Below are 26,019 nucleotides of genomic sequence, written 5' to 3' on the forward strand. Positions count from 1 at the left end.
ACCCTCTCACGATCTTCTCTCCGGTCGACGACGCAGGCGTCGCGGCGCACGGATCGCGACCTCGTCTCGTAGACCGAACCCCCACCGGGACACCCCGGCCCCGCCCGCGAACCGAAGATCGCTGCTGCTCGGCGATTCCCGTAAGACCCGCCCGATGAAATGCCCGATGAAGGGGCGCTTACTGGGACACTCGCACGGTGAGCGGACTACTGATCGGCTACGCCCGGGTCTCCACCGACGAACAAGACCTCACCGCCCAACGCGACGCCCTCACCACCCTCGGCGTTGCGCCCGAGCGGATCTACGTCGATCACGGCCTGACCGGAACCAACCGGGCCCGGCCCGGGCTGCGCGAGGCGATGGCCGCGTGCCGCGGCGGCGACGTGCTGGTCGTGACCAAACTCGACCGGCTCGCCCGGTCGCTGCCCGACGCCCGCGACATCGTCGCCGAGCTCACCGCCCGCGAGGTCAAGCTCAGCCTCGGCGGGTCGGTCCACGACCCGACCGACCCGGTCGGCAGATTGTTGTTCAACGTGCTGGCCATGGTCGCCGAGTTCGAGTCAGACCTGATCAAGATGAGGACCCGGGAGGGCATGAAGGTCGCCCGCGCCAAGGGCCGGCTGCGTGGCAAGAAGCCCAAGCTCAGCCCGCGCCAGGAGTCCCACCTCGTCGAGCTGCACCACGCCGGCGCGCATACCAGCGCCGAGCTCGCGGAGCTGTTCTCCGTCGCCCGCTCCACCGTCTACCGGGCGATCGAGCGCGCACGCCCAGCTGCACCGTCCGCGTCCTGACGTCCTGCTCTGCCCCTCGGGTCAGCTTCGCGGAGTGCCGGGCCCAGTAGCGACCGCGCCAGCGCTACCGATGGAACCCGTTCCGTTGTTCCTCATGGGCCGGAGTAGCGGCGGTGCCGCTTCCACAACGTCTGCCACGGCCCGAACTCGGACGGGACATCCCGCCAGGCCAGGCCGCACCGGTATCGGTAGATGATGCCCTCGAGTACTCGACGGTTGTCTCGAAACGGGCGCCCGCGACGACCCTCCGACGAGGGCAGGAGCGGGGCCAGCCGGGCCCACTGAACGTCGGTCAGGACCGCAGTGCGCGACACCGCTACAGCATCGCGCACCCCGACCCACCTATTTCGGAGACACGCCCTACCTAGCGCGCCGGCAACGTGAGCAGACGTTCCCGGATCATTCGGTTGGCTTTCGCGGCGGTGAGGGGTCCCAGGGCTGTAAGCGGGGTATCCAGCGCGGGACGTTGTCCCGATAGCGCGCGTGGCCGTCGCCGAACCGGTGGGCTAGCCGCGGGCTAGCCGCGGTTCCTCAACACGGGGGACCATGATGGTGACGAAGAGCGCGAACACGACAAGCCATGCCAGGAGGCTCAGGGACCGCGTTGCGATCGTCTCGCCGACGAGGATAGCCAGGACTCCACTGAACATCGGGTGGCGCACGTGTCGATAGGGCCCGTGCACTACCAGGGTGCGCGGTGGGTCCTGTGGCGACAATGTTCCCTCGCCCTCCCGGGCGAAGAGCCTGATCGTCCAGGCGAGCATCGCGACACCGCCCGCGATCAGCAGGGCGCCGGCAGTCAGGGCCAGGTAGCCGAGTACCGGACTGAGATCGACCCGGAGCGGAACCCATGATCGTTACGATCACCAGTGGAATGATGATCGTGATCGTGACCGTTACCGGACCGAGCAGTATCGCCCGTAGATGCTGTACCAGCATGGTGCTGACCCCCTGGTCACATGTTCAGAGCCCAAGGGCGGGACGCGAGACCCCGCCCCTATGACCGAACGCCGATCCAACGCGGAACCTGGCTGCACAGGCGCCCGTAGGCCGTTCCGAACTGTCGCCGGAGGTGGCTTTCCTCGACCGCTACCCAGGCGCGCATCACTACGGTCAGTTCGATGGCCAGCAGCGCGGCCGCGGTGAGCCTCGGGCGACGGCGAGCCCGGCCGTGGCGGCCACGAAGCCCGTGTACCGGGGGTTGCGGCTGTAGTGGTAGATCCCACTGGTGATCAGCTCACCGGTCTCGCCGCCGTTGAGCTACTGCGGGCTGTCGAACGGCGTCATGCCGGCTCCTGCGAGAGTCGTCCCGCGGCGGCCGGTCGGCACGTCGCGGTGGCGGGCGAGGGACTCGGTGAGCAGGACTCCGAACGTCGCGTAGGCAGCCCACATCATCATCTGGGTTCCCCGCCGCAGGGTTCCGTTGCGGTCGAGCTCGTTCTGCATCCGGTGAAGAAGCGGGATCACGGCAACCGTGAGGACGGTGTTGGCCAGCCGTGCCGCCCGGTCGGCCGTGGTCATGGGTGAGACCTCTGGTGTGCCTGTATCTCTTGTTCAGCAGCGGACGGTTCGGGGCTGCAGCATGCGCATCCGTCCGCACAACCGCTCTGGTGCGGCGGCTGTGCCGGAGCGGATCCCGGATCGGCGTCGAGCGGCGACGGTCCGGTGGCCACCGTGTGGGGTGTGGCCGGTCGGGGTGCCGGCGCGCAGCAGGGGTCGTCCGGTTCCGGCGCGGGCTCGACCGCGATGTGGTGTCGCCCCGAGGTGGCCGGAGCGGCGGTCAGACCGGGCAGGGGCCGTGTCCGCGCGGCGCGGACGGCGTTGAGGATAACCAGCACTTCGGCGGCCTCGTGGATCACGACGACGGTGGCCAGGCCCAGGACGCCGAACGCGGCGAGCGGGATCAGCGTGCCGATGATCAGCAGTGAGAAGCCGACGTTCTGCAGCATGATCGTGCGCGCGTGGCGGGCGTGGGCGAGGTTCTGCGGGAGGTGGCGCAGGTCCTCACCCATCAGCGCGACGTCGGCGGTCTCGATGGCGACGTCAGTGCCCATGGCGCCCATCGCGATGCCGACATCGGCGGTGGCCAGCGCCGGGGCGTCGTTGACGCCGTCACCGACCATCGCGATCCGGCGACCCCGGGCGATCTCGGGCAGCAGACGAGCCTTGTCCTCCGGGCGCAGTTCCGCGTGCACGACGCCGATCCCAGCCTGCTGGCCGAGCATGGCCGCGGTGCGCCGGTTGTCGCCGGTGAGCATGGCGACGTCAATCCCGAGCGCGCGCATGCGGCGAACGGCTTCGACGGCTTCGGGGCGCAGCTCGTCCCGGACGGCGACGGCGCCGAGCAGCGTGCCGCCGCGCTCGAGGAGTACGACCGTCGCCCCCTGGTCCTGCAACCGCGCGACGTCCTCGGCCAACAGGCCGGCGTCGACCCAGCCGGGCCTGCCCAGCCGCAGCTCGACCCCGTCGCGGACGCCGATCAGGCCGTGCCCGGGCACGGCGGTGACGTCGTCGGCGGGCCGTACCGCGACCGACCACGGTGCCGCCTCGGCGGCGGTGAGGACCGCCCGGGCCAGCGGGTGCTCGCTCCGGGATTCCAGCGCGGCGGCGGTGGCCAGCACGTCGGTGCGGTCCTCGCCGGGCGCGGCGAGAACCTCGACCACCTCGGGACTGTTGCGGGTCAGGGTGCCGGTCTTGTCGAGGGCGACGGCGCGGATCCGGCCGAGCTCCTCCAGCGCCGCACCACCCTTGACCAGCGCGCCGTGCCGGCTCGACGCGCCGATCGCGGCGACCACGGTCAGCGGTACCGAGATCGCCAGCGCGCACGGTGACGCAGCCACGAGCACGACCAGGGCTCGTTCGAGCCAGAGCACCGGGTCGCCGAACAGCGCGCCCAGCCCGGCGATCAGAACGGCCAGGACCATGATCGCAGGAACCAGCGGGCGAGCGATCCGGTCGGCGAGGCGCTGACCGGAGCCCTTGCGCTCCTGGGCCTGCTCGACGATGTGCACGATCCGCGCCAGCGAGCTGTCCGAGGCCGGGGCGCTGACCACGACCTCGATCGCGCCACCGCCGTTGATCGTCCCGGCGTAGAGGTCGTCACCCGGTCCCGCCTCGATCGGGACCGACTCACCGGTGATCGCGGAGGTGTCCAGGCTGGTCCGCCCGGTCCGGATGGTGCCGTCGGTCGCGGCCCGCTCGCCGGGGCGCACGATCAGGACGTCGCCGACGACGAGGTCGTCAGGGGAGACGGTGACCTCGTCGCCGTCACGCAGCACCGAGGCGGTCGGGGGGACCAGCCCGAGCAGGGCACGCAGGCCGCGGCGGGTCCGGGTCACAGCATGGTGCTCGAGCCCTTCGGCGATGGAGAACAGGATCCCGAGCAGGGCGGCCTCGGCGATCTGTCCGAGTGCGACGGCGCCGATCACGGCGATCGTCATCAGGGTGCCGACACCGATCCGGCCGTGGCGCAGATTGCGTAGCGCGTCGGGCACGAACGTCGACGCCGCGACCACGGCCGCGACCAACTCGACCCCGCCGATCAGCAGCGCCGGCCCACCGGCGACGAGATCGATCACCCAGGCGGCGGCGAGTAGCACCGCAGCGACCGCGGCGAGCTGCAGCTCACGGACCTGCCAGATACGGCCGGGCCCCTCGTCGCCCCCGGCAGCGCTGTCGTTCGCGGGTGCGGGTGCAGTGCCGGACTCAGACACGATCCGCTCCTTCCAGCACCGCGTCGCCGTCGCCATCGGTGTCGACGGCTGTGCCGTTGTCGACCTCGACCAGCACCGACAGGACGGCGCGTCCCCGGTCGGAGAGCTGGTACATCACCATCCGGCCGTCCCGGCGCGAGGTCACAACCCCGACCGTGCGCAGCTGGCGCAGGTGATGTGACACCAGGGCCTGCGACGCACCGACGACCCAGGCGGTGTCGCACACGCACAGCTCGGCACCCTGGAGAAGGGCGGCCGCGATCCGCAGCCGGGTGGAATCCCCGAGCCCGCGGGCCATACCGGCCGCCGGTTCGACACGAGTGCTGTCCGGCAGTGCGGCACGGATCCGTTCGGCGTGCGGAAGATCGAGACAGAGCAGGTCACATGCGTCATCCATGGCCATACAAACATTCTAACGGCCATCGATATGTTTGGGTAGTGCTTCCCGAAGGTCCGGCGCACTCGATATCCTCGACCCGCAACGACTGGACCGGCGATAAATTGAGGGCCAGGCCGTCCTCGCGGTCGGTGAGGACGCGTTCCCGGGAGCGGCACGCGGTGCGGCGCGCGCGTTTCGTCTCCGCAGGGGCTGGAGGACAACCTGGCCCGGCCGTGGCAACTCATTGACCTGGCCGACCCCGGCAACGGCTGACCGCGGGGTCGCGGGGTCACCGCATCCGACACCGCAAGGCCCGTCGACTTCCCGAGAGTCAGACATCCCATGGTCGCGGCCGTCACGACTGCGGCGGTCGATCCGGCAGGGCCCGGTCTAGCGCAACCAGCAGTAGCACGACGCCAGCGCCGATCAGCCAGGGATTGGCGAGCTCGGAGCCGGCCGCTCCTAGCGCCCCGGCGGCGAGCAACGCCGGCCCCGCGCAGCAACATCACCAGCCGCACGAGCAGGGCGGCGACACCCAAACGCCGCGGGCCCCGCCAGCGCGCTCGACCTCGGTGTGTTCGGTGTCGGCGCGTTCGGTGTCGGAGCCGCTGGTGGGGCCGCGGTCGGGTCGGTCGGCAGGTATGAAGGATCCTGGTCCCCAGCGAGGTCAGGGCGGGATCGAGTCAGGGGCGGGGGTCGATGCGCGCGCACGCCGAGAGCGCGGAGCAGTTGTCCGCGGCCAGCGAGCGGGCCAGCACCACCAGGTCGGCCACTCGCGGGTCGGCCACCCGGTAGTGGGAGAACCGGCCCTCGCGGCGCACCGCGACGTAGCCACAGTCGGCCAGACACGCCAGGTGCGTCGACACCCGCCCCTGGGCCAGCCCGACGTGCGCGACGCACTCGCTGACGGTGTGCTCGCCGGCGAGCAGGAACTCCAACAGCCGCAGCCGGGTCGGGTCACCCAACGCGCGGAAGAACTTCGCCACCACCCCCGCCTGCTCGCCGGCCTGCCCGAGCAGCGGGGGCGCCGACACCTCGGCGCCCGCCACCGGTGCTGGGACCTCGCCGCCTGTCTGCGCGGCCGGCTCGGTCGGCGGGCCTGGTGCCGTCCTCGAGCTGGTGACCATCCGCTGCGCTCCCTCCATCGTGTCATGCATCCGCCTTGACGGATGCCACTACGCTAGCATGTATTCGTCTAGCCGGATTGGACGGTTCAGACGAGCTCAACGGAGGTCAGGAGGCCCCGACGTGGACGACGACGTGGAGGACACCGCAGCGCTGGACCTGGTGGTGATCGGCTCGGGTGGGGCGGCGATGGCCGCCGCGATTGCCGCCCGCGGCGCCGGCAAGACCGTGGTGCTGGTCGAGCACGCAACCCTGGGCGGGACCTGCGTCAACGTGGGGTGTGTGCCGTCGAAGACGTTGCTGGCCGCGGCCGGGGCGCGGCACGGCGCGCTGGGCAACCCGTTTCCCGGTGCCCCGACCTCGTCCGGGCCGGTGGACCTGGGCGCGTTGGTGGAGCAGAAGGACGAGCTGACCGGACGGCTGCGCCAGGCCAAGTACGCCGACGTAGCCGCCGCCCACGGCTTCGAGGTCCGCCCCGGGCACGCCCGCTTCGCCGACCCCGACACCCTGCTCGTGGACGATGAACCGCTGGCTGCGCACGCCTACCTGATCGCCACCGGGTCCGAGCCCTCCCGCCCGCCGCTGCCCGGCCTAGACGAGGTGGACTGGTTGAGCTCGACCACGGCGATGGAGCAGACCGAGCTGCCCGAGTCGCTGGTGGTCATCGGCGGAGGCTATGTGGGGATGGAGCAGGCCCAGCTGTTCGCCCACCTCGGCGCCCAGGTCACCCTCGTGGGACGCCTCGCGCCGACGGCTGAGCCCGAACTCGCTGACACGCTGCGCCGGGTGTTCGCCGACGACTCGATCACCGTCATCGAGGACCGGGCGGTGCAGGTCGACGTCGGTACCGGCGAGGCGACGGTGGTGACCGGAGGCAGGCAGCGCGCCAGCGGGGCCCGGCTGCTGGTCGCGACCGGGCGCACCCCGCGCACCAACGGGCTGGGCCTGGACGCGGCGGGGGTGCAGACCGACGAGCGGGGTTTCGTCGCCGTCGACGAGGCCCAGCGCAGCTCCAACCCGCGGGTGTTCGCCGCCGGGGACGTGTCCGGGGCGCCGCAGTACGTCTACGTTGCCGCCGCCACCGGACGCGTGGCGGCGCTCAACGCCACTGACGCCGCCGGGCCCCGCCCGGCCATCGTCGACTACACCGGGCTGCCCGCGGTCGTGTTCACTCGTCCCCAGCTGGCCTCCGCCGGGCTCAGCGAGACCCAGGCGCTGGCCGCCGGGTACCGCTGCGACTGCCGGGTGCTGGACCTGGCCGATGTGCCCCGGGCGCTGGCCAACCGCGACACCCGCGGGGTGATCAAGGTGGTGGCCGACGCCGAGAGCGGGCGGATGCTTGGGGTGCACGCGGCCGCCGAGGCGGCCGGGGAGATCATGCTCGCCGCCACCTACGCGATCACCGCCGGCATGACCGTCGACGACGTCGCCGACACCTGGGCGCCGTACCTGACCATGGCCGAGGGCCTGCGCATCGCCGCCGGACAGTTCCGCAACCAGATGCCCACCTCCTGCTGCGCCTGACCCCCAGCCCACCCCTCCCCGATCCCCTCGTCGGAAGGGACGTTTCTGTCATGAGCATCGACGCCGAGCATCTCGCCACCCGGCTCAGCGAGACCATCTGCTCCACTCCCGGCGCCGCCGGGGACGCGATGGGCTGGCTGTGGCCGGCGCTGCTGCGTGAGCTGGCCCGCGGGCATCCGGTCACCGTCGACGACCTCGCCCACACCACCGGGCGCGGCGCCGGGGAGGTCCGCGACGGACTGGCCGGGCTCTCGGACACCGAGTACGACGAGCACGGCGCGGTGGTCGGGCACGGCATCACCCTGCGCGAGACCCCGCACCAGTTCACCGTCGCTGGCCAGGCGCTCTACACCTGGTGCGCCCTGGACACCCTGATCTTCCCCACCGTGCTGGGCCGCCCCGCGCAGGTCGTCTCCCCCACTCCGGGCAGCGGCGAGCTCGTGGCGCTCAGCGTCGATCCCGACAGCGGGGTCACCGCACTGCAGCTGATCGAGACACAGTCCTATCTCCAAGGAGATACGGCAGGACCCCAAAGTGTCATACCCCCTCAGGGTATTGAACAGGCGTGGTGTCGCTGATGCTGTGCCCGCGGCGCGGGTCGAAGCCCGATCCTCCGCCGGACAAGGGGTGCGGTGGTCCGATCACGGGTATTGCCGAGACCCGTTGGCTCCAGACTTGTCGGCTCCGCGCAGAACCTGGTAGTACGTGTCGCCGCGGAATCGGACGGGCCGCACGATGCGGCCGTCTGCGCGCCTGCGAACCTGGAGTCGCGATCGTTGCTGCTGGGTGCGTGCCGTAGCCCGTCGCCATCGGCCGAGCGCGTCTCCGCACAGGGCCGGGAGTCGCTGTGTTCCGGTCACGATGTACCTCGCGGATCGTGTGCGTTGGTAGAGCCGATACGCCGCCGCAGCAGCCGCGCCGCGCGATGCTCAGACCCAGCTCGTCCAGTTGTGCTGCTCGACACCGACGGCGCAACGGGCTCGCGTGGCGTGACCTCGTCCCTGACCGGTGCGGACTGGTCAGCCGAGCGGAGATGGGCCGGCTCGGTTCCAGTACTGGCAGTCGAGCCTGGCGTGGCAGGGACGCCTCTCTCGGCTGGCAGCCGGCCGTCGAGTTCCGCGCGCGGCACTCGAGCGTCGAACGCGACGAGCTCGAGGCCGTGCTCGACGACGGCGGACTGCTCCAGCCAGCGGCCCGTGCGAACCACGGAGAAGGTGATGCCGTTGTCCGCGGTGAGCGCCGCGCCGCGGAGGACGGCGGTGGCGTGGTCGAGGACATGTCGGGACCCGAGGGAGCCGGTTGGCATGCCGGTGTCGTGGAGGCTGAGGAGGAACCGGTCGAGAAGCATGTCGGGACTGAAGCCGGGAGCACCGGTCCAGGTCACCAGCAGTGACGTCGTCTGGGGCGTCGATGTGCGACCTGCCCGGCTGAGAACCTGCCGGCGACCTTGTCCGTTCAGCAGTGAATCGCTCCGCAGGACCGAGAGCACGGTGTCTCGTATCCAGCGGAAGCGGTCAGAGTCGTCGTGCATGAATGCTGCTCCATGTTGTCGATACCCGCGAGCGGCCGCCGGATCCGAGGAGGATGGGGCAGCAGCGGGCGAAGGTTGAGAGGCAGGCGGTGATCCGCGACGGCCTCGTGGCTGCCGATACCGGCGACCGTTGCGACGTGGCCCGTGATCTCAGGTGGGGTCGTGGCTGTCCGGCCTAGCCATTTGCGAGTCGGTCGGACGACAGCGACGTGTGCGATGGGCTGGGGCGAGGCAGTCAGCGATGGCGTCGAGGTGTGCCTCAGCCTCGGCTGCGGGGTGCGGGTCGCGACCCGTTCGACTCTGGCGAAGGATGATGCCGGCCGGTAGCCGCGGTTCTGAGCGGCGTTACCCGGTTCCCGCGTGGTCGCTGCTCAGAGGGTGTCGAAGGCGCAGTCGGTGCAGAGCCCGTCCGGCCACTGAGCCCCGGGCGGCGACCGAGCGTCGCGAGAGCACTCAGCAGCCGGGAGCCCCAGCGCCCGGGGGCCCCCGACGAGCTGACTGCAACCTCCAACCGCACCAACGCAGCATCGATCCGTGTCGGCGCACCCGGGGCAGGCGCACGCCGGGGCGTCGCACCGATCGGCTGCGCTGGGCCAGGCGGGGAAATCGCGCTCGCAAGTAGCCGACCACCAGGTCCGCGGCAGCGCCGCAGATCAGGACCATCGCGACGATCAGCACAGTGGCGGCGAGCTGGGTTCCGGTCACCCCATCCGGAACGAGGCCGTGCCAGACACCAGCCGGTGCCGGCCACTCAAGCCCAGATCCTTCAGCCGAGCGCCCCAGCCACTTGCCCGCGAGATGCAGGGCGGGCTGGGCGACGATGGTCGCGTTGAGAAGGCTCAACAGACCGCGGAATCGCGGCGCGATCCACCGGCGCAGCCCGGTGACGGCCCCGACCAGTACCACGAGGGCAAGGGTGTGGATCGGGTGTTCGCCGGCGAGCACATCAACCACCAGTGCCGCCCCGACCGTGGCGATCACACCACAGGTCATGGCGCCTCGCGACTGCGGTACGCCGCCGACGCACGCGGTCCTCGTTCGGGACTGCGCGACCGCTGCCATGCCCACCACTCTCCCTCTGGGCCCTGTGACAACGCTGAGAGACCGTGCCGGGAAGTCGACGCGAACAACCTGAGGTGGTGTTCCGGCCGTGCCGTTCCCGGCTACGGCGCGGGACGAGGGCCCGCGCCGCTGAGCGGCCCCAGTGGGCACCACAGAACGTACGGCGACGCACCGAGCCACACCGGCCCCATCACGCCGTCGCACGTGCGCATGGGTCGGGCGGTGGGCGGCCGTCGCCGATGACGGACGCACCGCCGCCGAGTCGCGCTGTTAGCCGAGCATCTCCTGCATCTGAGTGATCTCGGTCTGCTGGGCATCGATGATCGTCTGGGCGAGCGCCTTCGCCTCCGGGTTGCGCCCGTCGCGCAGCTCCGTCTGCGCCATCTGCACGGCACCCTCGTGGTGAGCGATCATCATCTGCAGCCACATCCGGTCGAACTCGACACCGGATGCCTGCTCGAGCTGCTGCATCTGCTGATCACTCATCATGCCCGACATCCCGGACATGCCGTTCTGCTCCATCCCGGGCATGTTGTGTTCCTGGCTCATGTTCGGCATGCCGCCGGACTCGGGCGCGCCCCATGCGGCGAGGAAGCCCTGCAGCTGCTGGATCTCGGGACCCTGCGCCTGCTGGATCGCGGTGGCGAGCTGCTTGACCTGGTCGCTCTCGGCACGGTCGGCCGCCAGATTGGCCATGTCGACCGCCTGCCGGTGGTGCGGGATCATGCCCTGGGCGAAAGCGATGTCGGCCTCGTTGTGATCGGCGGAAACCTGCTGGCCCGCCGCGGACGAGGTCGGCGCGGGCGGTGCCTGGCCGGCCGAGCCGGTGGCCTCCCCACCGCCGCACGCGGACAGGGCGAGGGCCGCGGTGACCGCCGTCGTGGCGAGCGCCATCTTCTTGATCTTCATGGTGGACTCCCTTGCATGTGACCGGTCGTGAGCTGGTGGAATCCAGCGCTCTTCCGCGCTGGGGGCCGATCAGCTCCGCATCACGCACAGCTGGGCAAGACGACGAGACATAGGTGGCGGTCTGGCAACAGACCACCGTCGAAGTGAGCTCCGGACGGGTGCGACCAGCGAACCGAGCATGGGGCCACCGAGGCGGAGCCCGGCAGCGAGAAGGAGCACACCGAGGGAGGTCAGGATGGCCAGGCACAAGTGCAAGGCGTGCTCCGGATCCGACCGGGCGCCATGGTCGCCGGGCACGTCAGCCGGGTCGTGGCCGGGTAACGTCAGGTCGGAGATCGCAGGGATCCCGGCAGCACCATCCGACGGGACGGCGGCCGTGGTCGCGGCGTGCCCGGTCTCGCCCGGCGGGGCGGCCACGAACGCGTGCATGCCCAGCAGCGCGAGCAACACGGGCACGATGAGCAGCAACCGCAGCTCAACCCGTTGATTACTCACCCCGGCCACGGTACCGACGGTGAAGCATGTCGACTTCGGGGGCTCACACAACGGTGTTCAACACCACCCCACCGCCGAGGCCGAGCAGCAGCGACAGCGCGGCGGCACCGAGCGCGGTCCCACGCGCCCAGCCACGAGCCCGGGTCACCGGCCGCTCGTGGTCGGGGCCCGGTTCGCCGAAGGCGGGCGCGATCCAGCGCAGGTAGTAGAACAGCGACGCGACGGTGTTGACCACGGCGAGCGCGACCAACCAGACCAGCCCCCCGTCCACGGTCGCGGTGAACACGACGAGCTTGCCGAGGAACACCGCGGTCGGCGGAGTCCCGACCAACCCCAGCAGCGCGACCACCAGCGCGATCGCGAGTGGCGGGTCCCGGCGGAACAGTCCCCGGTGGCCGGCGAGGGTGCGCTGCCCGGTGGCGGCGACGACGGCGAACGCGGCGATGTTGGTGATGGCGTAAGCGGCCAGGTAGAACAGCAGCGCCGGCTGCGCCAGCGGGGCGCGTCCGGCGACGGCGAGGGCCATGAGCATGTAGCCGACCTGCGAGATGGTCGAGTAGCCGAGCAGCCGCAGCACCGAGGTCTGGGCGAACGCGGCGAGGTTGCCGAGTGTCATGCTCACCGCAGCCAGGATCGCGATGATCAGAGGCCAGTCGACGACGTCGGCCGGGACCGCGGTGTCGAGCAGCCGGTAGGTGGCGACCAGGGCGCCGATCTTCGGCAGCGTGGTGATCACAGCGGCGACCGCCGGCGGTGTGCCGTCGGCGACGTCAGGCACCCAGAAGTGGGCGGGAACCGCTCCAGCCTTGAACGCCAGCCCGACCAGCACGGCGATCAGTCCGACCGCAGCGGCGCCGCCCGGTCCGGAGGCGATCCCGTCGGCAACCGCGTCGTAGCCGGTTGCTCCCGCTGTGCCGAACAGCAGGGTCACCCCGGCCACGGTGGTGACCCCGGCGAGCGCGCCGGCGAGGTAGTACTTGAGCGCCGCTTCGGGTGCGGTGCCCTGCTTGGCCCAGCCGGCCAGGGCGTAGAGCGGGACGCTGGCGAGCAGGAACGCAGCGAACAGCAAAATCAGATCGGCGGCGCCGCCGAGCAGGATCGAACCCAGCGCCCCGAGCTGCACGAGGACGACGAACTCGGTCTCGCGGCGGTGCCCGGCCACGGTGTCGCCGCACAGGGCGAGCAGCAGCAGCGTCGCGACGAGCACGATCGCCCGGGTGGCGTGGGTCGCGGTGTCGAGGACGTAGGTCCCGAACACCACGTCGACCGGTCGGGTCGCGGCGACGGCGGTCGCGGCCAGGCCGACGGTGCAGGCCAGTGCGGCCAGTACCCGGATCGTCCACTGGCGTCGGCGTGGGGTCCAGGCACCGAGCAGCAGCCCGGCGACCGCGCCGAGCAGCAACGCGATCTCCGGGATCAGAGCGGACGGGTCACTGTGGACTGTCACGGCCGAATCACCGCGTCACCAGGTCGCCCAGGGTGCGGGCGGCGGGTTCGATCACGTCGAGCAGGACCCGCGGCAGCAGCCCGAGCACGGTCGCCAGGACCAGTAGCGCGCCGATGGCCAGCAGCTCCCGGGCGTCGAGGTCGGGGAACGGGCGCGGGGTGCCGGGGGCGTCCGGGACGCGGACATCGCCGGAGAGCATCCGCCCCATGGCGACCAGGAACAACGCGGCGGTGAGCAGGACACCGGTCACCGCGACGACGGTCGCGACCGGGACGGCGCCCAGCGCTCCGGCGAAGATCTGGAACTCGGCGATGAACCCGGAGAACCCGGGAAGGCCGAGTGAGGCGAACGCGGCGACGGCGAACAGCCCGGCGAAGCGCGGTGTGCGGGTCGCGAGCCCACCGTAGGCGCTCATCTCGTAGGTGTGGCCGCGCTCGTGCAGCGACCCGGCGAGCAGGAACAGCGCCGCGGTGATCAGGCCGTGGCTGACCATCTGGTAGATCGCGCCCGAGGTGGCGAGCTGGCGGGCCTGCTCGTCGTCGGCGGTGATCAGGCCGGCTGCGCCGAGGCCGAGCAGGACGTAGCCCATGTGGTTGACCGAGGTGTAGGCGATCATGCGTTTGAGGTCGGTCTGGGCGAGCGCGACCAGGGCACCCCAGAGCACCGAGACCACCCCGGCCACGACGGCGACCAGCGCGAACTGGCGCCAGCTCGCGGGCAGCAGCGGCATCGCGATCCGGACGAAGCCGTAGGTGCCCATCTTGAGCAGGATCGCGGCCAGGATCGCCGACCCGGCCGCGGGCGCCTCGGTGTGCGCGGGCGGCAGCCAGGTGTGGAACGGGAACAGCGGGGTCTTGACCGCCAGCCCGATCCCGATCACCAGCAGGGTCAGCCCGGCGTACCCGCCGCCGCCGGCGAGGGGGTTCTGCGCTGCCAGGGTCGGGATGTCGAAGGTGACCTGCGGTCCGGCCAGGGCGAGCAGGATGAACCCGAGCAGCAGCGCGAGTGAGCCCAGGAAGGTGTAGAGGAAGAACGTCAGCGCCGCCCGCCGCGCCGGCGCGCCGGTGCCCCACCCGGCGATCACGAAGTACATGAACACGATCGACAGGTCGAAGAACAGGAAGAACAGGATCAGGTCGAGCGCGACGAACAGGCCCGCGCTGACCGCCTGCAACGCCAGGAACAGGAGCACGAAGCCCTTCGGGCGGGCGATGCCGCGCAGCGTGTAGACCGCGGTCGCGGTGAACAGCACCGCGGTCAGCGCCAGCAGCGGCAGCGACAGCCCGTCCACGCCGACGTGGTAGGAGATCCCGGCGCTGGGGATCCACGCGTAGCGCTCGACGAAGCCGTACCCCGACGCGGGCAGGCCCGCCCAGACCACGGCGATCAGCCCGAGCTGCGCGAGCCCCGCCGCGAGCCACGCACTGGCGAACACCGTCGTGCCCGCCCGCGCCGGAACCGCGCACAGCGCGACCGCGACCAGCGCGGGCAGGAAGACGATCAGCGAGAGCATTCCGGGGTCACCTCACGACGATCACGAGGACGGCCAGCGCCGCGAGCAGGGCGAACCCGACCGAGGCCTGCGCGTAGTACTGGTGGATCTGCCCGGTCTGCGGACGACGGGCGGCTCGGCCCAGCGCGCGGGCGCCGTCGGCGAGCCCGGCTACGGCCCGGTCGACGCCGCGCTCACCGTGCCCGGCCACGACCCCGGCCAGCCGCGAGGTGGCACTCGCCGCGCCCGCCGGGACACGGGCGAGCACGCGGTCGTCGACCACGGCCAGAGCTGCTCCCAAGGTCACGACCGGGCCGACGACGTAGCGGAGCGCGAACGCCTCGAGGCCGAGCCACCGGTCCAGCAGGCTTGGCGTCGGGACGCGCTCGGCGAACCGCCACACCAGCAGCACGCCGGCACCGGCCAGGACGCCGGACAGCACGAGCTCCCAGACCTGCGGAGCCGGGTCCGGCCGCACCGGGCCCAGTGCCAGGATTCCGGCCCCCGCGGCGGCGAGGGCGAGCACGACGGTCGTGGTCACCGCCGGGAGCGGTATCCGGACCGGAGCAGCACCGGTGGCCGGGCGGTCGGCGGGTTGCCAGGCGAACCACAGTGCACGTCCGCTGTAGAACGCCGCGGTCCACCCGGCGACCAGTCCGACCAGGTACAGCGCGGGCGAGGAGCCCAGGGCGGCGGCCAGCACGGCGTCCTTGCCGACCCAGAGCCCGAACGGCGGCAGCCCGGCCAGCGCGAGCGCACCGACGGTGAATGCGGCCCCGACCACGGGGTGCCGCCGCGCGGCCCCGCGCAGACCGCCGGTCAGGCTGCGGGTGCCGAATGTGGCCAGCCACAGGCCGGCGACCAGGAACAACAGGCTCTTCGCCGCGGCGTGCGCCACGGTCTGCAGCGCCCCGGCCGACACACCGGCCGTCCCGGCCGCGAGCACGATGAACCCGATCTGTGAGCAGGTGGAGGCGGCGAGCAGCTGCTTGAGATCGTCCTGGACCGCGGCGACCAGGCCGAGCAGCAGCGCGGTCGCCACCCCGATCCACGCCACGAGCGGGGCCGCCCAGCCGGCCGCTTCCAGGGATGGGGCGATCCGCAGCAGCAGGTAGCCACCGGCGGCGACCATCGTCGCGGAGTGCAGCAGCGCGGAGGTCGGGCTGGGTCCGTGCATCGCCCCGGACAGCCAGAAGCTGAACGGCAGCTGCGCGGATTTTCCCAGCGCGGCGACGACGACACCGGCGACCGCGACGTCGCCCCAGACGCCGTCGAGACCGGCCAGATCCGTCAGCGCCATCGCGCCCGCGCCGCCGGCGAGCATCGCCCCGGCCGCGACGTAGAGGCCCAGGTCGGCGGCCCGTGTGGTCAGGAACGCGACCGTGCCGGCGCGGGCGGCCACCCGGTCGTCGAGCCGGTAGCCGATCAGCGCCCAGCTCGTCGCGCCCATCACCTCCCAGGCCATCAGCAGCGCCGGCAATGTCGTGGCGGTGACGGTGACCAGCATCGCGGCCGCGAAGACCAGCATCAGGCCGTGGAACCGGCCGGTCCGCAGGCCCGGCTCGGCAGCAGCGACGACCAGCGCGGCCAGCAGCACCGCGGCGACCAGGACGACCAGTACCGCCGAGAGCCCGTCGACGGCGAACCCGGCCCGAATACCGGCCAGCAACGACACTTCGGACGCGGGCCGCGTCGCCGCGGCGGCCACGGCGAGCGCCAGGGTGGCCGCCGCCGTGGCGACACCGGCCGCGGTCGCGCCGCGGGCCGGGTGGGCCAGCAGCAGCACCGCGCCGGCGACGGCCGGGAGGCCGATGAGCACCGCGAGCAGCACCGCTCAGCCCTCCAGCTCGGTGGCCGAGTCGGTCATGTCGATCCGCTGGGCACGGTAGATGGCGGTGACCACGGCGAACCCCATCGCCATCTCGATCGCCATCGCGGTCACCACCGCCACCACGATCACCTGGCCGTCGGAGGCCGGGGCGAGGAAGTACCAGAACGCGGCCGCGGCCAGGGTGATCCCGTTGATCATCAGCTCCAGGCCCATCATCAGCATCACGATCGACTGCTGGGTCAGTGCGCCGAACAGCCCGATACACAACAGTGCGGCGGCCACGAGCAGGAACGCCTCGAGGATCATCGACCGACACCCCCACCGGCCGGGTCATCGGCTCGCTCGGCGTCGAGGTCGTCGCCGAGCCGGTCGTAGCGGCCACGCCCGGTGGACAGGACCACGGTGGCCACGATGGTGGCGAACAGCGTCACGCCGAGGGTCATCATGGTCAGCATGTGGCCGCCCATCAGGGCCTCGCCCAGCGCGACGGTCGGATCCGGCGCAGGCACACCACGGCGCTGCGGCCAGTCCACGACGAGGATCCCCGCGGCCAGTCCGGTGAACACCAGGCCCGAGATGACGGCCGCGCCGCGGGTGTTGTGAAACATCGACATCGGCATCAGCCCGGCCGGGTTCATCATGAACATGACCATGAACACGGCCATGATCACCATCTCGATGATCATCATCAGGATGATGACGACACCGAGGTAGGCCAGCCCGGTCATCAGCACCATCGCGGCGACCGCGAGGAACGACACCAGCAGGCAGAACGTTGCGCGCGCCATCGAGTCGACGACGAACACCAGCACACCGGAGGAGATCGCCAGGAGGCTCAGCACGCAGAACACGGCGAGAACCATCTACATCCCTCCCCTGGCCAGCACGACAAGTGCGACCACGAGCGCCTGCACGATCGTCAGCGGTACGAGCACGATCCAGGAGATCTCGGCCCAGCGGTCCATCCGGATCGTCGGGAGCCGGTGGCGCAGCCAGACCAGCACGACCAGCACCGCGGCGGTCTTGAGTAGCACCCACGCCCACGCAGGTAGCCACGGCCCGTGACCGCCGCCGAGGAACAGCGGGACCGCCATCGCCGCCGCGGCCACGAGCAGCAGCCGGCGCCCCCCGGCGAACAGCAGCCGGTCCACACCCGCGAGCTCCGAGCCCGCGCCCCCCGCGGTGTCGCGGGCGACCGGGGCATCGAACGGCCCCCAGAACGCCATCGCGGCCGCGCTGAGCAGATAGGCGACGAACGCCGCCGGCATCAGGACGACGAACCACAGGCCGGCCTGGGCGTCGACGATGTCGGTGATCCGCAGGCTGCCCGCGGCCAGGGCTGCGGTGATGATCGCGAACATGTGCGGGAGCTCGTAGGACAGGCCCTGGGCGACGAACCGGTACCCGCCGACCAGCGACAACGCCCCGTTGGGCCCCCACCCGACCAGCCACACCGCCGCCCACGCGACGACCTCCATCGCGTTGAACCACACGACGCCGACCGACAGGTCGACCAGCGGACGTTCACCGAGCGGGACGACCGCTGCCGCCAGCACCGCGGCGACGATCAACGACACGATCCCTGCCCACCGCAGCAGACCATCGGCGGCGAGCGTGCTGCGCCGCTGGCCGACCAGCAGCCGCACCGTGGCGCGGACCGGTTCGACGGCGGCCGCGGCGGGCCCGACGGGTCGCCCGGCGGCCCGGCCCGCCAGGGCGCCGTCGAGTGCGGCGAGGAACCAGACGGCGGCGATCATCAGGGCCGGGAGCAGCAGGGTCGTGGCACTCATCGTTCGCCCGGCTCCCGGTCGCGGAGGCCGGCGGGGGTCGCTGCGCCGTCGACGTCGGGATCGAGTGCCGCGACCAGCAGCCGGGCGGCGGTGAACTCCGCTCCCGCGAGACGCCCGCCGAGCTCGGCGAGGACCGGACGCTCCGGCTCCCCGACCGTCCGCCCCGCGGCGTGCGCCTCGATCCGGGCGAGGCGACGCTCGAGCAGCTCGGCCACGTCCACGCCGTCACCGAACTCCACCCTGCGCAGCATCAGCCGCAGTACGCGGGACCGCCGGACCAGGCGCAGCAGCCCAGAGAGGCCGTCGGCCGGTTCACCGGCCCGGGCACGGTCACGGAGGTCGCGTGCCCGGGCGGCCGGGCCCGGCCAACCGGCGACGGCGAGGACGCGGGCGACCACATCGAGGTCACGTACCGCCGCAGCGACCGGCGCCGAGGGTCGCAGCTCGGCGACGTCGAGGACGCGGGCCTCGGCCGAGGAGATCACGTCGCCCTGCAACTCGACGTCGATGACCAGGCCGGCCGGCCAGTCCGGGAGCACCGGACCGAGCGGCAGATGGAGCACGTCGAGTGCCAGACCGTCCCGATCCTCCGCGACGTCGGCCATGGCCAGGCCCCCGGGCAGCGGCATGTCCATGTGGTGATGCTGGTGGTCGCCGGCGTGGCCCGAGTCGTCCTCGTGGCCGGAGCCGCTGTCCGCGTGCTCGGCGTGATCGCGTTCGTGGTGCTCGTGCCGGCCATGAGCGGTATCCCCGCCCTGGTCGGGCGGCTCACCGTCGCCGGCATGGCCTGAGTGCTCGTTGAGGTGGGCTTCGTGACCAGCTGCGTGCGTATCCTCGCCGTGCTCGCCGTGCTCGCCGTGCTCGCCGTGCTCGCCGTGCTCGCCGTGCTCGCCGTGCTGTGCGAGGTCGGCGTGTGATTCGTCCGCCACGTCGGAGACGGCAGCGGCAGCTATGGCTTCCTCGCGAGCAAGTCGAACATCCGCCAGCCGTGCGGGGAGCCGATCGAGCAGCCGCTCGAGGTGCGCGATCGTAGCGTCGTCGCCGAGGTCGAGCCGAACCCGTGGCGCGGGGATCCCCCGCCAGAGGCTCTCGACGACCTCACCCAGCTCAGGTCCCGGATGCCCGGCGACGAGCAGCACATCGGCCTCAGCTGGGCTCGTCGCCTCCGGCCACCCGCGCCGCCTGAGCAGGAGTTCGGTATCCATGCGCAGCCCGGGGCGACCGGGCACCGCAACGAGCAGGACGTGCGGCACCCCAGCCGCGAACCTCAGCAGGACGGCAGTCAGGTCCATCGCAGGGCCCCCTCGCGCCACGCGTAGACGACGCCGGCGAGCAGGATCGCGAGAAACAGGAACATTTCGACGACCGCCGCCGTCCCCATCGTCGCGACGACGACGGCCCACGGGTACATGAAGATCATCTCCATGTCGAAGGCCAGGAAAATCATCGTCACCGCGTACCAGCGGACGTGAAAGCGCGAGACCGCATGCTCCACCGGCGGCAGGCCCCCCAGATGTGGCAGGCGGCCCTTCAGGACGGGCCCGACTGAGACCAGTTGAGCCATTCCAACGACTACTGACACGACCAGGACGACTGCGCCCGCAAGGACCGCCAGCGGCACAAATGACTCCACCTCACACCCCCTGATCAGCCGCAACAGGCGTGTACCCTACCCGGGCACAGCATCTGTGCAAGTCACACTGTCGTGGTCTTACCCGTCGGCGTTGCCGATACTCGCGGCGTGTCAGAGGTGGAGAGCCACCCGCGCCGTGCCCGAGGCCACGCTGACCGTAACCCGACACAGCTGGGCCGGACACTTGACCACCTTGATGCGGGTACCCCCTAGGGGTACAGTGTGAGTGACACGAGGAGGTAGGCGATGCAGCACGGTTACGCCGACAACAAGGACGCGCACGTCAAGCGGATGCGCCGGATCGAGGGGCAGGTCCGCGGGATCAGCAAGATGATCGAGTCGGACAAGTACTGCATCGACATCCTCACCCAGGTCTCCGCGGTCAACAAGGCACTCGAGGCCGTCGCGCTGGGCCTGCTCGACGAGCACCTCAAGCACTGCGTCACCGACGCCGCCGCCGAGGGCGGGGCGGTCGCCGAGGAGAAGATCGAGGAGGCCAGCGCGGCCATCGCGCGCCTGGTCCGGTCCTGACCGGCCCTTCACAGCCCCGACGCAGGGTGTGGCATCACCGCCCCGGGCGCCGAAGCCAACTGCGGCCCGCGCCGCGGGCCGTCACGAGAGAGGTATCCGAGCCATGAGTACCGCCACCTACACCGTCACCGGCATGACCTGCGGCCACTGCATCGCCTCGGTCACCGAGGAGATCAGTGAGATCGTCGGCGTGACCGATGTGGCCGTGGATCTGCCGACCGGCGCGGTCACCGTCACCGGCGAGGGCGAGGTCTCCCCTGACTCCGTGCGCGCCGCAGTCACCGAGGCCGGCTACCAGGTCGTATCCGACTCCTGATCACGACCTGACCACCTACCCGGTACGGGTCACCGAGGCACGCGCTGCCCCAGCGGCGCCACCGACGTCCACCCGGATCGGGTCCGACAAGAGGGAACGATCCCATGAATACCGTCGCGCGACTTTCTGCCTACGGTGCGGTCGCTGTCCTGCTCGGCGCAGGAGCCTTTGCGACCGGATCCGCTGTCGATGTCCCGACCGCACACCTGCAGCCCGCTCCCAGCGGCGCCGCCGGTCACGCGGGCGGCTACAGCGCTCCTGCCATCGCGGACATCAACTCACCCGCGCACAGTGAGGGGGGACACCAGTGACCGCGACACTGCCGCAGCCCGGCCAGGACGTCCAGGAGATCGAGTTCGCGATCGGTGGCATGACGTGTGCCTCCTGCGCGAACCGGGTCGAGCGCAAGCTCAACAAGCTCGACGGCGTCACCGCCACCGTCAACTACGCCACCGAGAAGGCCAAGGTCTCGGCCCCGACCGGGGTCGACGCCGACCGGCTGGTCGCGGCCGTCGCCTCCGCCGGCTACACGGCCACGCTGCCGACTGATCCGGCCGCCGATGCCGATGCCGGTGGCGATGCCGGTGGCGGGGAGAACGAGGCGCTGCGCAGCCTGCGGCACCGGCTGGTGGTCTCCGCCGTGCTCGCGGTGCCGGTCATCGCCATGGCGATGGCGCCAGCACTGCAGTTCGTGAACTGGCAGTGGTTGTCGCTGGTTCTCACCGTCCCGGTCTGGGCCTGGGCGGGTGCGATGTTCCACCGGGCGGCCTGGACGAACCTGCGCCACGGCGCCGCCACCATGGACACACTGATCTCCATGGGGACCACCGCGGCGATGGCCTGGTCGGTCTACGCCCTGTTCTTCGGCACCGCCGGGATCCCTGGCATGACCCACCCCTTCACCTTGTCGGTCTCCCCGACCGACGGCGCCGGGAATATCTACCTCGAGGTCGTGGCCGGCGTCATCACCTTCGTCCTGGCCGGGCGCTACTTCGAGATGCGCTCCAAGCGCCGCGCCGGCGCCGCGCTGCGCGCGCTTCTCGAACTCGGCGCGAAGGACGTCACGGTCCTGCGCGACGAGGACGGGCGCACCATCGAGAAGCGCATCCCCACCTCCGAGCTCGCGGTCGGTGACCGGTTCGTCGTCCGCCCCGGCGAGAAGATCGCCACCGACGGCGAGGTCGTCGAAGGCCGCTCCGCGGTCGACGCGTCCATGCTGACCGGCGAGTCCGTGCCGGTCGAGGTCGCCGTCGGCGACACCGTCGTCGGCGCCTGCGTCAACGCCGGGGGCCGGCTGGTCGTGCGGGCCACCCGGGTCGGCTCCGACACCCAGCTCGCGCAGATGGCGAAGCTGGTCGAGGACGCCCAGAACGGCAAGGCCGCCGTGCAGCGCCTCGCCGACCGCATCTCCGGGGTGTTCGTGCCGATCGTGATCGCCGTCGCCGTGGTGACGCTGGGCTTCTGGCTCGGCGCCGGTGTCGGCGCGACGGCCGCGTTCACCGCCGCCGTCGCCGTCCTGATCATCGCCTGCCCGTGCGCGCTGGGCCTGGCCACACCCACCGCGTTGCTGGTGGGCACCGGTCGCGGCGCCCAGATGGGCATCCTGATCAAGGGTCCGGAGGTGCTGGAGTCCACCCGACGGGTGGACACCGTCGTGCTGGACAAGACCGGCACTGTGACCACCGGCAAGATGGCACTGGCCGGAGTCCACACCGCCGACGGGGTCGACGAGGCCACCGCGCTGCGGCTGGCCGGGGCTCTGGAGAAGGCCTCCGAGCACCCCATCGCCGCGGCGATCGCCGACGGCGCGACCGAGCGCACCGGGGACCTGCCGGGCGTCGAGGACTTCACCAACCACGAAGGCCTCGGCGTGCAGGGCGTGGTCGACGGCCACGCCGTGCTCGTCGGCCGGCCCCGGCTACTCGAGCAGTGGTCGACCCCGCTGTCCGGCGCACTCGCCCACGCCGCCGCGACCGAGGCCGCGCAGGGACGGACCGCGGTCGCCGTCGCCTGGGACGGTCAGCCCCGCGCCGTGCTCGTCGTCGCCGACACGATCAAGGACACCTCCGCCGAGGCGATCGTCGAGTTCCGCCGCCTCGGGCTGACGCCGGTGCTACTGACCGGCGACAACCAGGCCGTCGCCGAGTCGGTGGCCGCCGAGGTCGGGATCGCGGCCGGCCCGAACACGGTGATCGCCGACGTCATGCCGGCCGACAAGCTGGCGGTCATCGAGCGGCTGCAGAGCCAGGGCAAGGTCGTGGCCATGGTCGGCGACGGCGTCAACGACGCCGCCGCACTCGCCCGGGCCGATCTCGGTCTGGCCATGGGCACCGGTACCGACGTCGCCATCGAGGCCTCCGACATCACCCTGGTCCGCGGCGACCTCCGCGCCGCCGCCGACGCGGTCCGGCTCTCCCGCCGGACCCTGACCACGATCAAGACCAACCTGTTCTGGGCCTTCGCCTACAACGTCGCCGCCATCCCGCTGGCCGCCGTCGGCCTGCTCAACCCGATGATCGCCGGCGCGGCCATGGCGTTCAGCTCCGTCTTCGTCGTCGGCAACAGCCTGCGACTGCGCCGCTTCCGAGCACGCGCTACCTGATCACAGCACTCCCGACAGAGGTGGTGCGGCCGGCCCGGCTGCACCACCTCCTCGTGTCGAGGGCCCGCCGCCGATCGCTCACAGGCCTGGAAAATGCGTTCCGCGACCGGGCGAGACGTGCGGATTCACGTGTCCGGTGAGCTGATGCGGGCAGGGCCGTACCCGGTGACGAGGAGTTTCCACCCGGCCGCTCCGCAACGCAGGCGCGCCGTGCAGCCACCAAGCGCCCAGCAACGAGGTCTTACCCGCGACCGCCATCGCGGCGGCCGGCGATCACCCCCGCGGCAAAGCCGATGATCAGCGGACCGAGGACGAAGGCGACCTCGGCAACAGGCCGGTCAGCGCGAGCAGGCTGCGCCGGCTGTCGAGGCCGTCCACGCCGAGGCCATCGACGTCCGTGATGATGTAAGGGCGTCAACTGGCCCCGACTGCCCAGCAGCGCGTGGCTGACAATTCCGGCAGCCAGATAGCAGAACAGCGCCGTCACCACCCGCTGCACGCCCCGGTGGGCGAGAGCCCGCCGCATAGCGCATCAGCACGGTGTCCGCTGCGATCGATCGGCCTTCATCGACGGCGTCCCGCGCCGATCGAATGGACTTGTGTCCCTTCGTCAGCACGATTCATGTCGGCTCGACGAGCCGCTCGAGGGCGGGCCGCAGGACGCGCTCCAGGTCGGCAGCCGTGGCATCCGCCACCGCCGGAACCCCCACCAGGTAGCGGCTGATCGTCAGTCCCAGCACGCACGCATTCAGCAGAGCCGCGCGCAGGGCGGCATCCGGTCCGCCGATCGTGGAGGCAACCCGTTCCTGCGCGGCGCCCATCACCTCATCGCGCAGTACCGCCTGCGCCGCAGGGTGAGTGAGGCAGCTCCGCAGCAGCGCCTCCGCCGCCGCACGCCGCTCAGGATCCTCGAAGGCAACGAGTACGTGGTCCAGCGCAGCCTGCGGCAGCTCGGTACGAGTTGCGCCGACGAGCTCGTCGACCGGCGTGCTCCACCGCGCGGCCGCGGCGAACAAGGCCTCCTTACTGCCGAAGTTCTGCATGACCAGCGCGGGATCCACGCCCGCCCGATCCGCCACCGCGCGGATGGTCGTGCGCTCGTAGCCGTGCTCGGCGAACAACGCCCTGGCCGCATCGCGGATCACCGTCTCGCTGCGTCGTCGTCGCTCGGCCCTCGTCGCAGGCCCCGCATCTCCCGCATCGCCACTCACGGCTCTCACTCTACAGACGTTGACCGAAGGAGGAAGTTCACTCTACGGTCGTTGAGTCGAGCTCGTGAAGGAGACTGATGACCCCGCCCCTTGCGGCCTCAGGTAGGAGCGCTCGGCGCTGGTTCGCGCTCGCGGTGCTCGCCGGAAGCCAGCTGTTGATCGTGCTGGACGCGACGATCGTCAACGTCGCGCTCACCGACATGCAGGACGACCTCGACCTCGCCCCCACCGCCCTGCACTGGGTGGTCACCGGGTACGTGCTGGCCTTCGGAGGCTTCCTGCTGCTGGGCGGGCGGCTCGCCGACCGCGTCGGCCGCCGCCGCATGTTCATCGTCGGTGCCACGGTGTTCGGCACCGGATCGCTGCTCGCCGGACTGGCCGAGACCGCCGTCGTGCTGTTCGGCGGCCGGGTGATACAGGGTCTCGCCGCGGCCGTGCTGGCGCCCGCCGCCCTCTCCCTGCTGATGACCGTGTTCCCGCCCGGCCGCGACCGGAACCTGGCACTGGGCGTGTGGGGAGGAGTGTCCGCCAGCGGCACCGCCGTCGGGCTGATCCTCGGCGGGGTCCTGACCGAGGCGCTGTCGTGGGAGTGGGTGTTCTGGGTCAACGTTCCGATCGCCGCGATCGCCGTCGCCGGTGCCAGGGTCGTCCTGCCCGACAGTCCTCCCGAGCAGACCGAGCGGTTCGACCTCGCGGGCGGCGTGCTCGCCACCGCCGGGCTCGCCGGACTCGTCTACGGGCTCGTGCAGGGTGCCGAGTCGGGTTGGACGTCGGTGCCGGCGCTGCTCGTTCTGGTCCTGTCGGTCCTGGCTCTGCTCGCGTTCGCGCGGGTGCAGGCCGTGCGCCCGCACGCGCTGGTTCCCCTGCGACTGATCCGCAACCCGACGGTGCTCGGCGGAAACCTCGTCGGGCTCATCCTCGGCGCCGCGATCTACGCACTGTTCTACTTCCTCAGCCTGTTCATGGGCGGCACCCTCGGCTACGGGCCGGTCGCCGTGGGGCTGGCCTTCCTACCGATGACGGCCGCCATCGCGGTCGCCTCGACCGCCGCGGGCAAGCTGCTCGCCCGCACCGGCGCGCGATCGCTGCTCGTCGCCTCGGCGCTGCTCGTCACCGCCGCGCTCGCGAGCCTGTCCCGCATCGCGCCCGACAGCACCTACCTGAGCACACTGCTGCCCGCCTTCGTCCTCGCCGGATGCGGCCTCGGCCTCGCCTTCGTGGCACTCACCACCGCGGCCGTCGGCTCTGCCACGCCGGGGGACAGTGGCGTCGCCGCGGCCTTGTTCAACGCAGGGCAGCAGGTCGGCGGGGCGATCGGACTTGCAGTCCTCACCGCCGTCAGCACCGCCCGCACCGCGAGCCTGACGCCCGAGGACGCGGGTCCGTCCCGCAGTGCAATCACGCAAGGCTGGTCACTCGGATTCCTTGTCTCGGCCGGCATCATGTCGGCCGGCCTACTGATCACGTTGGTGATGATCAAGGATCGGAGCCCCAACCCAGTGCCAGGACAGCGGTGACCGACTGGACGGCGGCCCTCTCTCCGGGAAGCCCATCGCGCGTGGCGATCGAGCCCACGCTGTGGGCGGCTATCCTGAACCGTCGTCACAAGGACGGTCAGCACGTGCTGCGGCAGTGGT

General features: G+C 71.4%; 28 protein-coding genes. 8 read left to right on the forward strand and 20 right to left on the reverse strand.

From position 1 onward, the window contains the following. The first annotated feature begins 197 nt into the window (after positions 1 to 197). The gene (locus ZF1_RS27605; RefSeq protein ID WP_179763221.1) at positions 198 to 791 is read left to right on the forward strand and encodes a recombinase family protein; all 594 of its coding nucleotides are present in this window, start codon (positions 198 to 200) and stop codon (positions 789 to 791) included. Between the two features lie 92 nt (positions 792 to 883). On the opposite strand, the gene ZF1_RS27610 is transcribed toward ZF1_RS27605, so the two are convergent. The 7 genes from ZF1_RS27610 to ZF1_RS27640 form a co-directional block, all read right to left on the reverse strand. Next, positions 884 to 1,123 carry a transposase gene (locus tag ZF1_RS27610; RefSeq protein WP_376772752.1) on the reverse strand — a complete coding sequence of 80 codons (240 nt, stop codon included), beginning with the start codon at positions 1,121 to 1,123 and terminating at the stop codon, positions 884 to 886. 174 nt (positions 1,124 to 1,297) lie between these two features. After that, positions 1,298 to 1,600 (reverse strand): methyltransferase family protein, encoded by a 303-nt coding sequence (locus ZF1_RS27615; protein ID WP_374210111.1) that lies wholly within the window; start codon positions 1,598 to 1,600, stop codon positions 1,298 to 1,300. Between the two features lie 304 nt (positions 1,601 to 1,904). Then, positions 1,905 to 2,027, reverse strand: a complete 123-nt coding sequence (locus ZF1_RS27620; protein WP_179763282.1) for a methyltransferase — start codon at positions 2,025 to 2,027, stop codon at positions 1,905 to 1,907. Positions 2,028 to 2,051: 24 nt separating this feature from the next. Further along, on the reverse strand, positions 2,052 to 2,312 hold the full coding sequence (locus ZF1_RS27625; RefSeq protein WP_179763224.1) for a hypothetical protein: 261 nt from the start codon (positions 2,310 to 2,312) through the stop codon (positions 2,052 to 2,054). Further along, a complete protein-coding gene (locus ZF1_RS27630) occupies positions 2,309 to 4,504 on the reverse strand; it encodes a heavy metal translocating P-type ATPase (protein WP_308292794.1) in 2,196 nt (731 codons plus the stop codon). Before ZF1_RS27630 ends, ZF1_RS27625 begins: the two co-directional genes overlap by 4 nt. Then, complete coding sequence (locus ZF1_RS27635) at positions 4,497 to 4,907, reverse strand: ArsR/SmtB family transcription factor (protein ID WP_179763226.1); 411 nt, start codon at positions 4,905 to 4,907, stop codon at positions 4,497 to 4,499. The genes ZF1_RS27630 and ZF1_RS27635 overlap by 8 nt, the downstream gene beginning before the upstream one ends. A 659-nt stretch (positions 4,908 to 5,566) precedes the next feature. Continuing rightward, positions 5,567 to 5,932, reverse strand: a complete 366-nt coding sequence (locus tag ZF1_RS27640) for an ArsR/SmtB family transcription factor (RefSeq protein WP_253066745.1) — start codon at positions 5,930 to 5,932, stop codon at positions 5,567 to 5,569. A 199-nt stretch (positions 5,933 to 6,131) separates the two neighbouring features. Here ZF1_RS27640 and merA point away from each other — a divergent pair, with 199 nt between their 5' ends. Both merA and merB read left to right on the forward strand, forming a co-directional pair. Then, a complete protein-coding gene (gene merA, locus ZF1_RS27645) occupies positions 6,132 to 7,532 on the forward strand; it encodes a mercury(II) reductase (protein ID WP_308292795.1) in 1,401 nt (466 codons plus the stop codon). 50 nt (positions 7,533 to 7,582) lie between these two features. After that, positions 7,583 to 8,110 carry an organomercurial lyase gene (merB, locus tag ZF1_RS27650; RefSeq protein WP_179763229.1) on the forward strand — a complete coding sequence of 176 codons (528 nt, stop codon included), beginning with the start codon at positions 7,583 to 7,585 and terminating at the stop codon, positions 8,108 to 8,110. A 278-nt stretch (positions 8,111 to 8,388) separates the two neighbouring features. Here merB and ZF1_RS27655 read toward each other — a convergent pair whose 3' ends face one another. The 11 genes from ZF1_RS27655 to ZF1_RS27705 all read right to left on the reverse strand — a co-directional run bounded on the left by ZF1_RS27655 (position 8,389) and on the right by ZF1_RS27705 (position 18,724). After that, positions 8,389 to 9,063: a hypothetical protein gene (locus ZF1_RS27655; protein WP_179763230.1), complete on the reverse strand. Its 675-nt coding sequence runs from the start codon at positions 9,061 to 9,063 to the stop codon at positions 8,389 to 8,391. Between the two features lie 453 nt (positions 9,064 to 9,516). Next, entirely contained in the window at positions 9,517 to 10,044 is a 528-nt protein-coding gene (locus tag ZF1_RS27660; protein WP_179763231.1) for a hypothetical protein, read from the reverse strand. Between the two features lie 351 nt (positions 10,045 to 10,395). Beyond that, positions 10,396 to 11,034, reverse strand: coding sequence for a DUF305 domain-containing protein (locus tag ZF1_RS27665; RefSeq protein WP_281010830.1), 639 nt, complete (start codon positions 11,032 to 11,034; stop codon positions 10,396 to 10,398). Positions 11,035 to 11,103: 69 nt separating this feature from the next. Beyond that, positions 11,104 to 11,538 carry a DUF6153 family protein gene (locus ZF1_RS27670; RefSeq protein ID WP_374210109.1) on the reverse strand — a complete coding sequence of 145 codons (435 nt, stop codon included), beginning with the start codon at positions 11,536 to 11,538 and terminating at the stop codon, positions 11,104 to 11,106. Positions 11,539 to 11,572: 34 nt separating this feature from the next. Then, entirely contained in the window at positions 11,573 to 12,976 is a 1,404-nt protein-coding gene (locus ZF1_RS27675; RefSeq protein ID WP_253066747.1) for an NADH-quinone oxidoreductase subunit N, read from the reverse strand. Between the two features lie 7 nt (positions 12,977 to 12,983). Further along, positions 12,984 to 14,489: a complex I subunit 4 family protein gene (locus tag ZF1_RS27680; protein ID WP_482638790.1), complete on the reverse strand. Its 1,506-nt coding sequence runs from the start codon at positions 14,487 to 14,489 to the stop codon at positions 12,984 to 12,986. A gap of 7 nt (positions 14,490 to 14,496) precedes the next feature. Then, positions 14,497 to 16,299, reverse strand: coding sequence for an NADH-quinone oxidoreductase subunit 5 family protein (locus ZF1_RS27685; protein ID WP_179763235.1), 1,803 nt, complete (start codon positions 16,297 to 16,299; stop codon positions 14,497 to 14,499). A gap of 3 nt (positions 16,300 to 16,302) precedes the next feature. Further along, positions 16,303 to 16,605 (reverse strand): NADH-quinone oxidoreductase subunit NuoK, encoded by a 303-nt coding sequence (locus ZF1_RS27690; RefSeq protein WP_179763236.1) that lies wholly within the window; start codon positions 16,603 to 16,605, stop codon positions 16,303 to 16,305. Continuing rightward, positions 16,602 to 17,162, reverse strand: coding sequence for an NADH-quinone oxidoreductase subunit J (locus ZF1_RS27695; protein ID WP_179763237.1), 561 nt, complete (start codon positions 17,160 to 17,162; stop codon positions 16,602 to 16,604). The genes ZF1_RS27690 and ZF1_RS27695 overlap by 4 nt, the downstream gene beginning before the upstream one ends. Continuing rightward, positions 17,163 to 18,089 (reverse strand): complex I subunit 1 family protein, encoded by a 927-nt coding sequence (locus ZF1_RS27700; protein ID WP_253066751.1) that lies wholly within the window; start codon positions 18,087 to 18,089, stop codon positions 17,163 to 17,165. Then, positions 18,086 to 18,724, reverse strand: a complete 639-nt coding sequence (locus tag ZF1_RS27705; protein WP_179763168.1) for a hypothetical protein — start codon at positions 18,722 to 18,724, stop codon at positions 18,086 to 18,088. The genes ZF1_RS27700 and ZF1_RS27705 overlap by 4 nt, the downstream gene beginning before the upstream one ends. On the opposite strand from ZF1_RS27705, the gene ZF1_RS27710 reads away from it, so the two are divergent. Continuing rightward, positions 18,725 to 18,880 carry a hypothetical protein gene (locus ZF1_RS27710; protein WP_281010828.1) on the forward strand — a complete coding sequence of 52 codons (156 nt, stop codon included), beginning with the start codon at positions 18,725 to 18,727 and terminating at the stop codon, positions 18,878 to 18,880. It abuts the gene before it with no gap. 491 nt (positions 18,881 to 19,371) lie between these two features. On the opposite strand, the gene ZF1_RS27715 is transcribed toward ZF1_RS27710, so the two are convergent. Then, positions 19,372 to 19,653: an NADH-quinone oxidoreductase subunit A gene (locus ZF1_RS27715; protein WP_085916797.1), complete on the reverse strand. Its 282-nt coding sequence runs from the start codon at positions 19,651 to 19,653 to the stop codon at positions 19,372 to 19,374. A gap of 315 nt (positions 19,654 to 19,968) precedes the next feature. Here ZF1_RS27715 and ZF1_RS27720 point away from each other — a divergent pair, with 315 nt between their 5' ends. The 3 genes from ZF1_RS27720 (at position 19,969) to ZF1_RS27730 (ending at position 23,171) form a co-directional block, all read left to right on the forward strand. After that, positions 19,969 to 20,253 carry a metal-sensitive transcriptional regulator gene (locus ZF1_RS27720; protein ID WP_085916793.1) on the forward strand — a complete coding sequence of 95 codons (285 nt, stop codon included), beginning with the start codon at positions 19,969 to 19,971 and terminating at the stop codon, positions 20,251 to 20,253. Between the two features lie 103 nt (positions 20,254 to 20,356). Then, the gene (locus ZF1_RS27725; protein ID WP_179763239.1) at positions 20,357 to 20,569 is read left to right on the forward strand and encodes a heavy-metal-associated domain-containing protein; all 213 of its coding nucleotides are present in this window, start codon (positions 20,357 to 20,359) and stop codon (positions 20,567 to 20,569) included. A 370-nt stretch (positions 20,570 to 20,939) separates the two neighbouring features. Next, positions 20,940 to 23,171: a heavy metal translocating P-type ATPase gene (locus ZF1_RS27730; protein WP_482638949.1), complete on the forward strand. Its 2,232-nt coding sequence runs from the start codon at positions 20,940 to 20,942 to the stop codon at positions 23,169 to 23,171. A gap of 620 nt (positions 23,172 to 23,791) precedes the next feature. Here ZF1_RS27730 and ZF1_RS27735 read toward each other — a convergent pair. Further along, a complete protein-coding gene (locus tag ZF1_RS27735; RefSeq protein WP_405422013.1) occupies positions 23,792 to 24,382 on the reverse strand; it encodes a TetR/AcrR family transcriptional regulator in 591 nt (196 codons plus the stop codon). A gap of 77 nt (positions 24,383 to 24,459) precedes the next feature. Between ZF1_RS27735 and ZF1_RS27740 the strand changes: the two genes are divergently transcribed. Beyond that, positions 24,460 to 25,899, forward strand: a complete 1,440-nt coding sequence (locus tag ZF1_RS27740; RefSeq protein WP_482638791.1) for an MFS transporter — start codon at positions 24,460 to 24,462, stop codon at positions 25,897 to 25,899. Positions 25,900 to 26,019 lie beyond the last annotated feature (120 nt).

Source organism: Pseudonocardia sp. ZF1 (assembly GCF_056835605.1).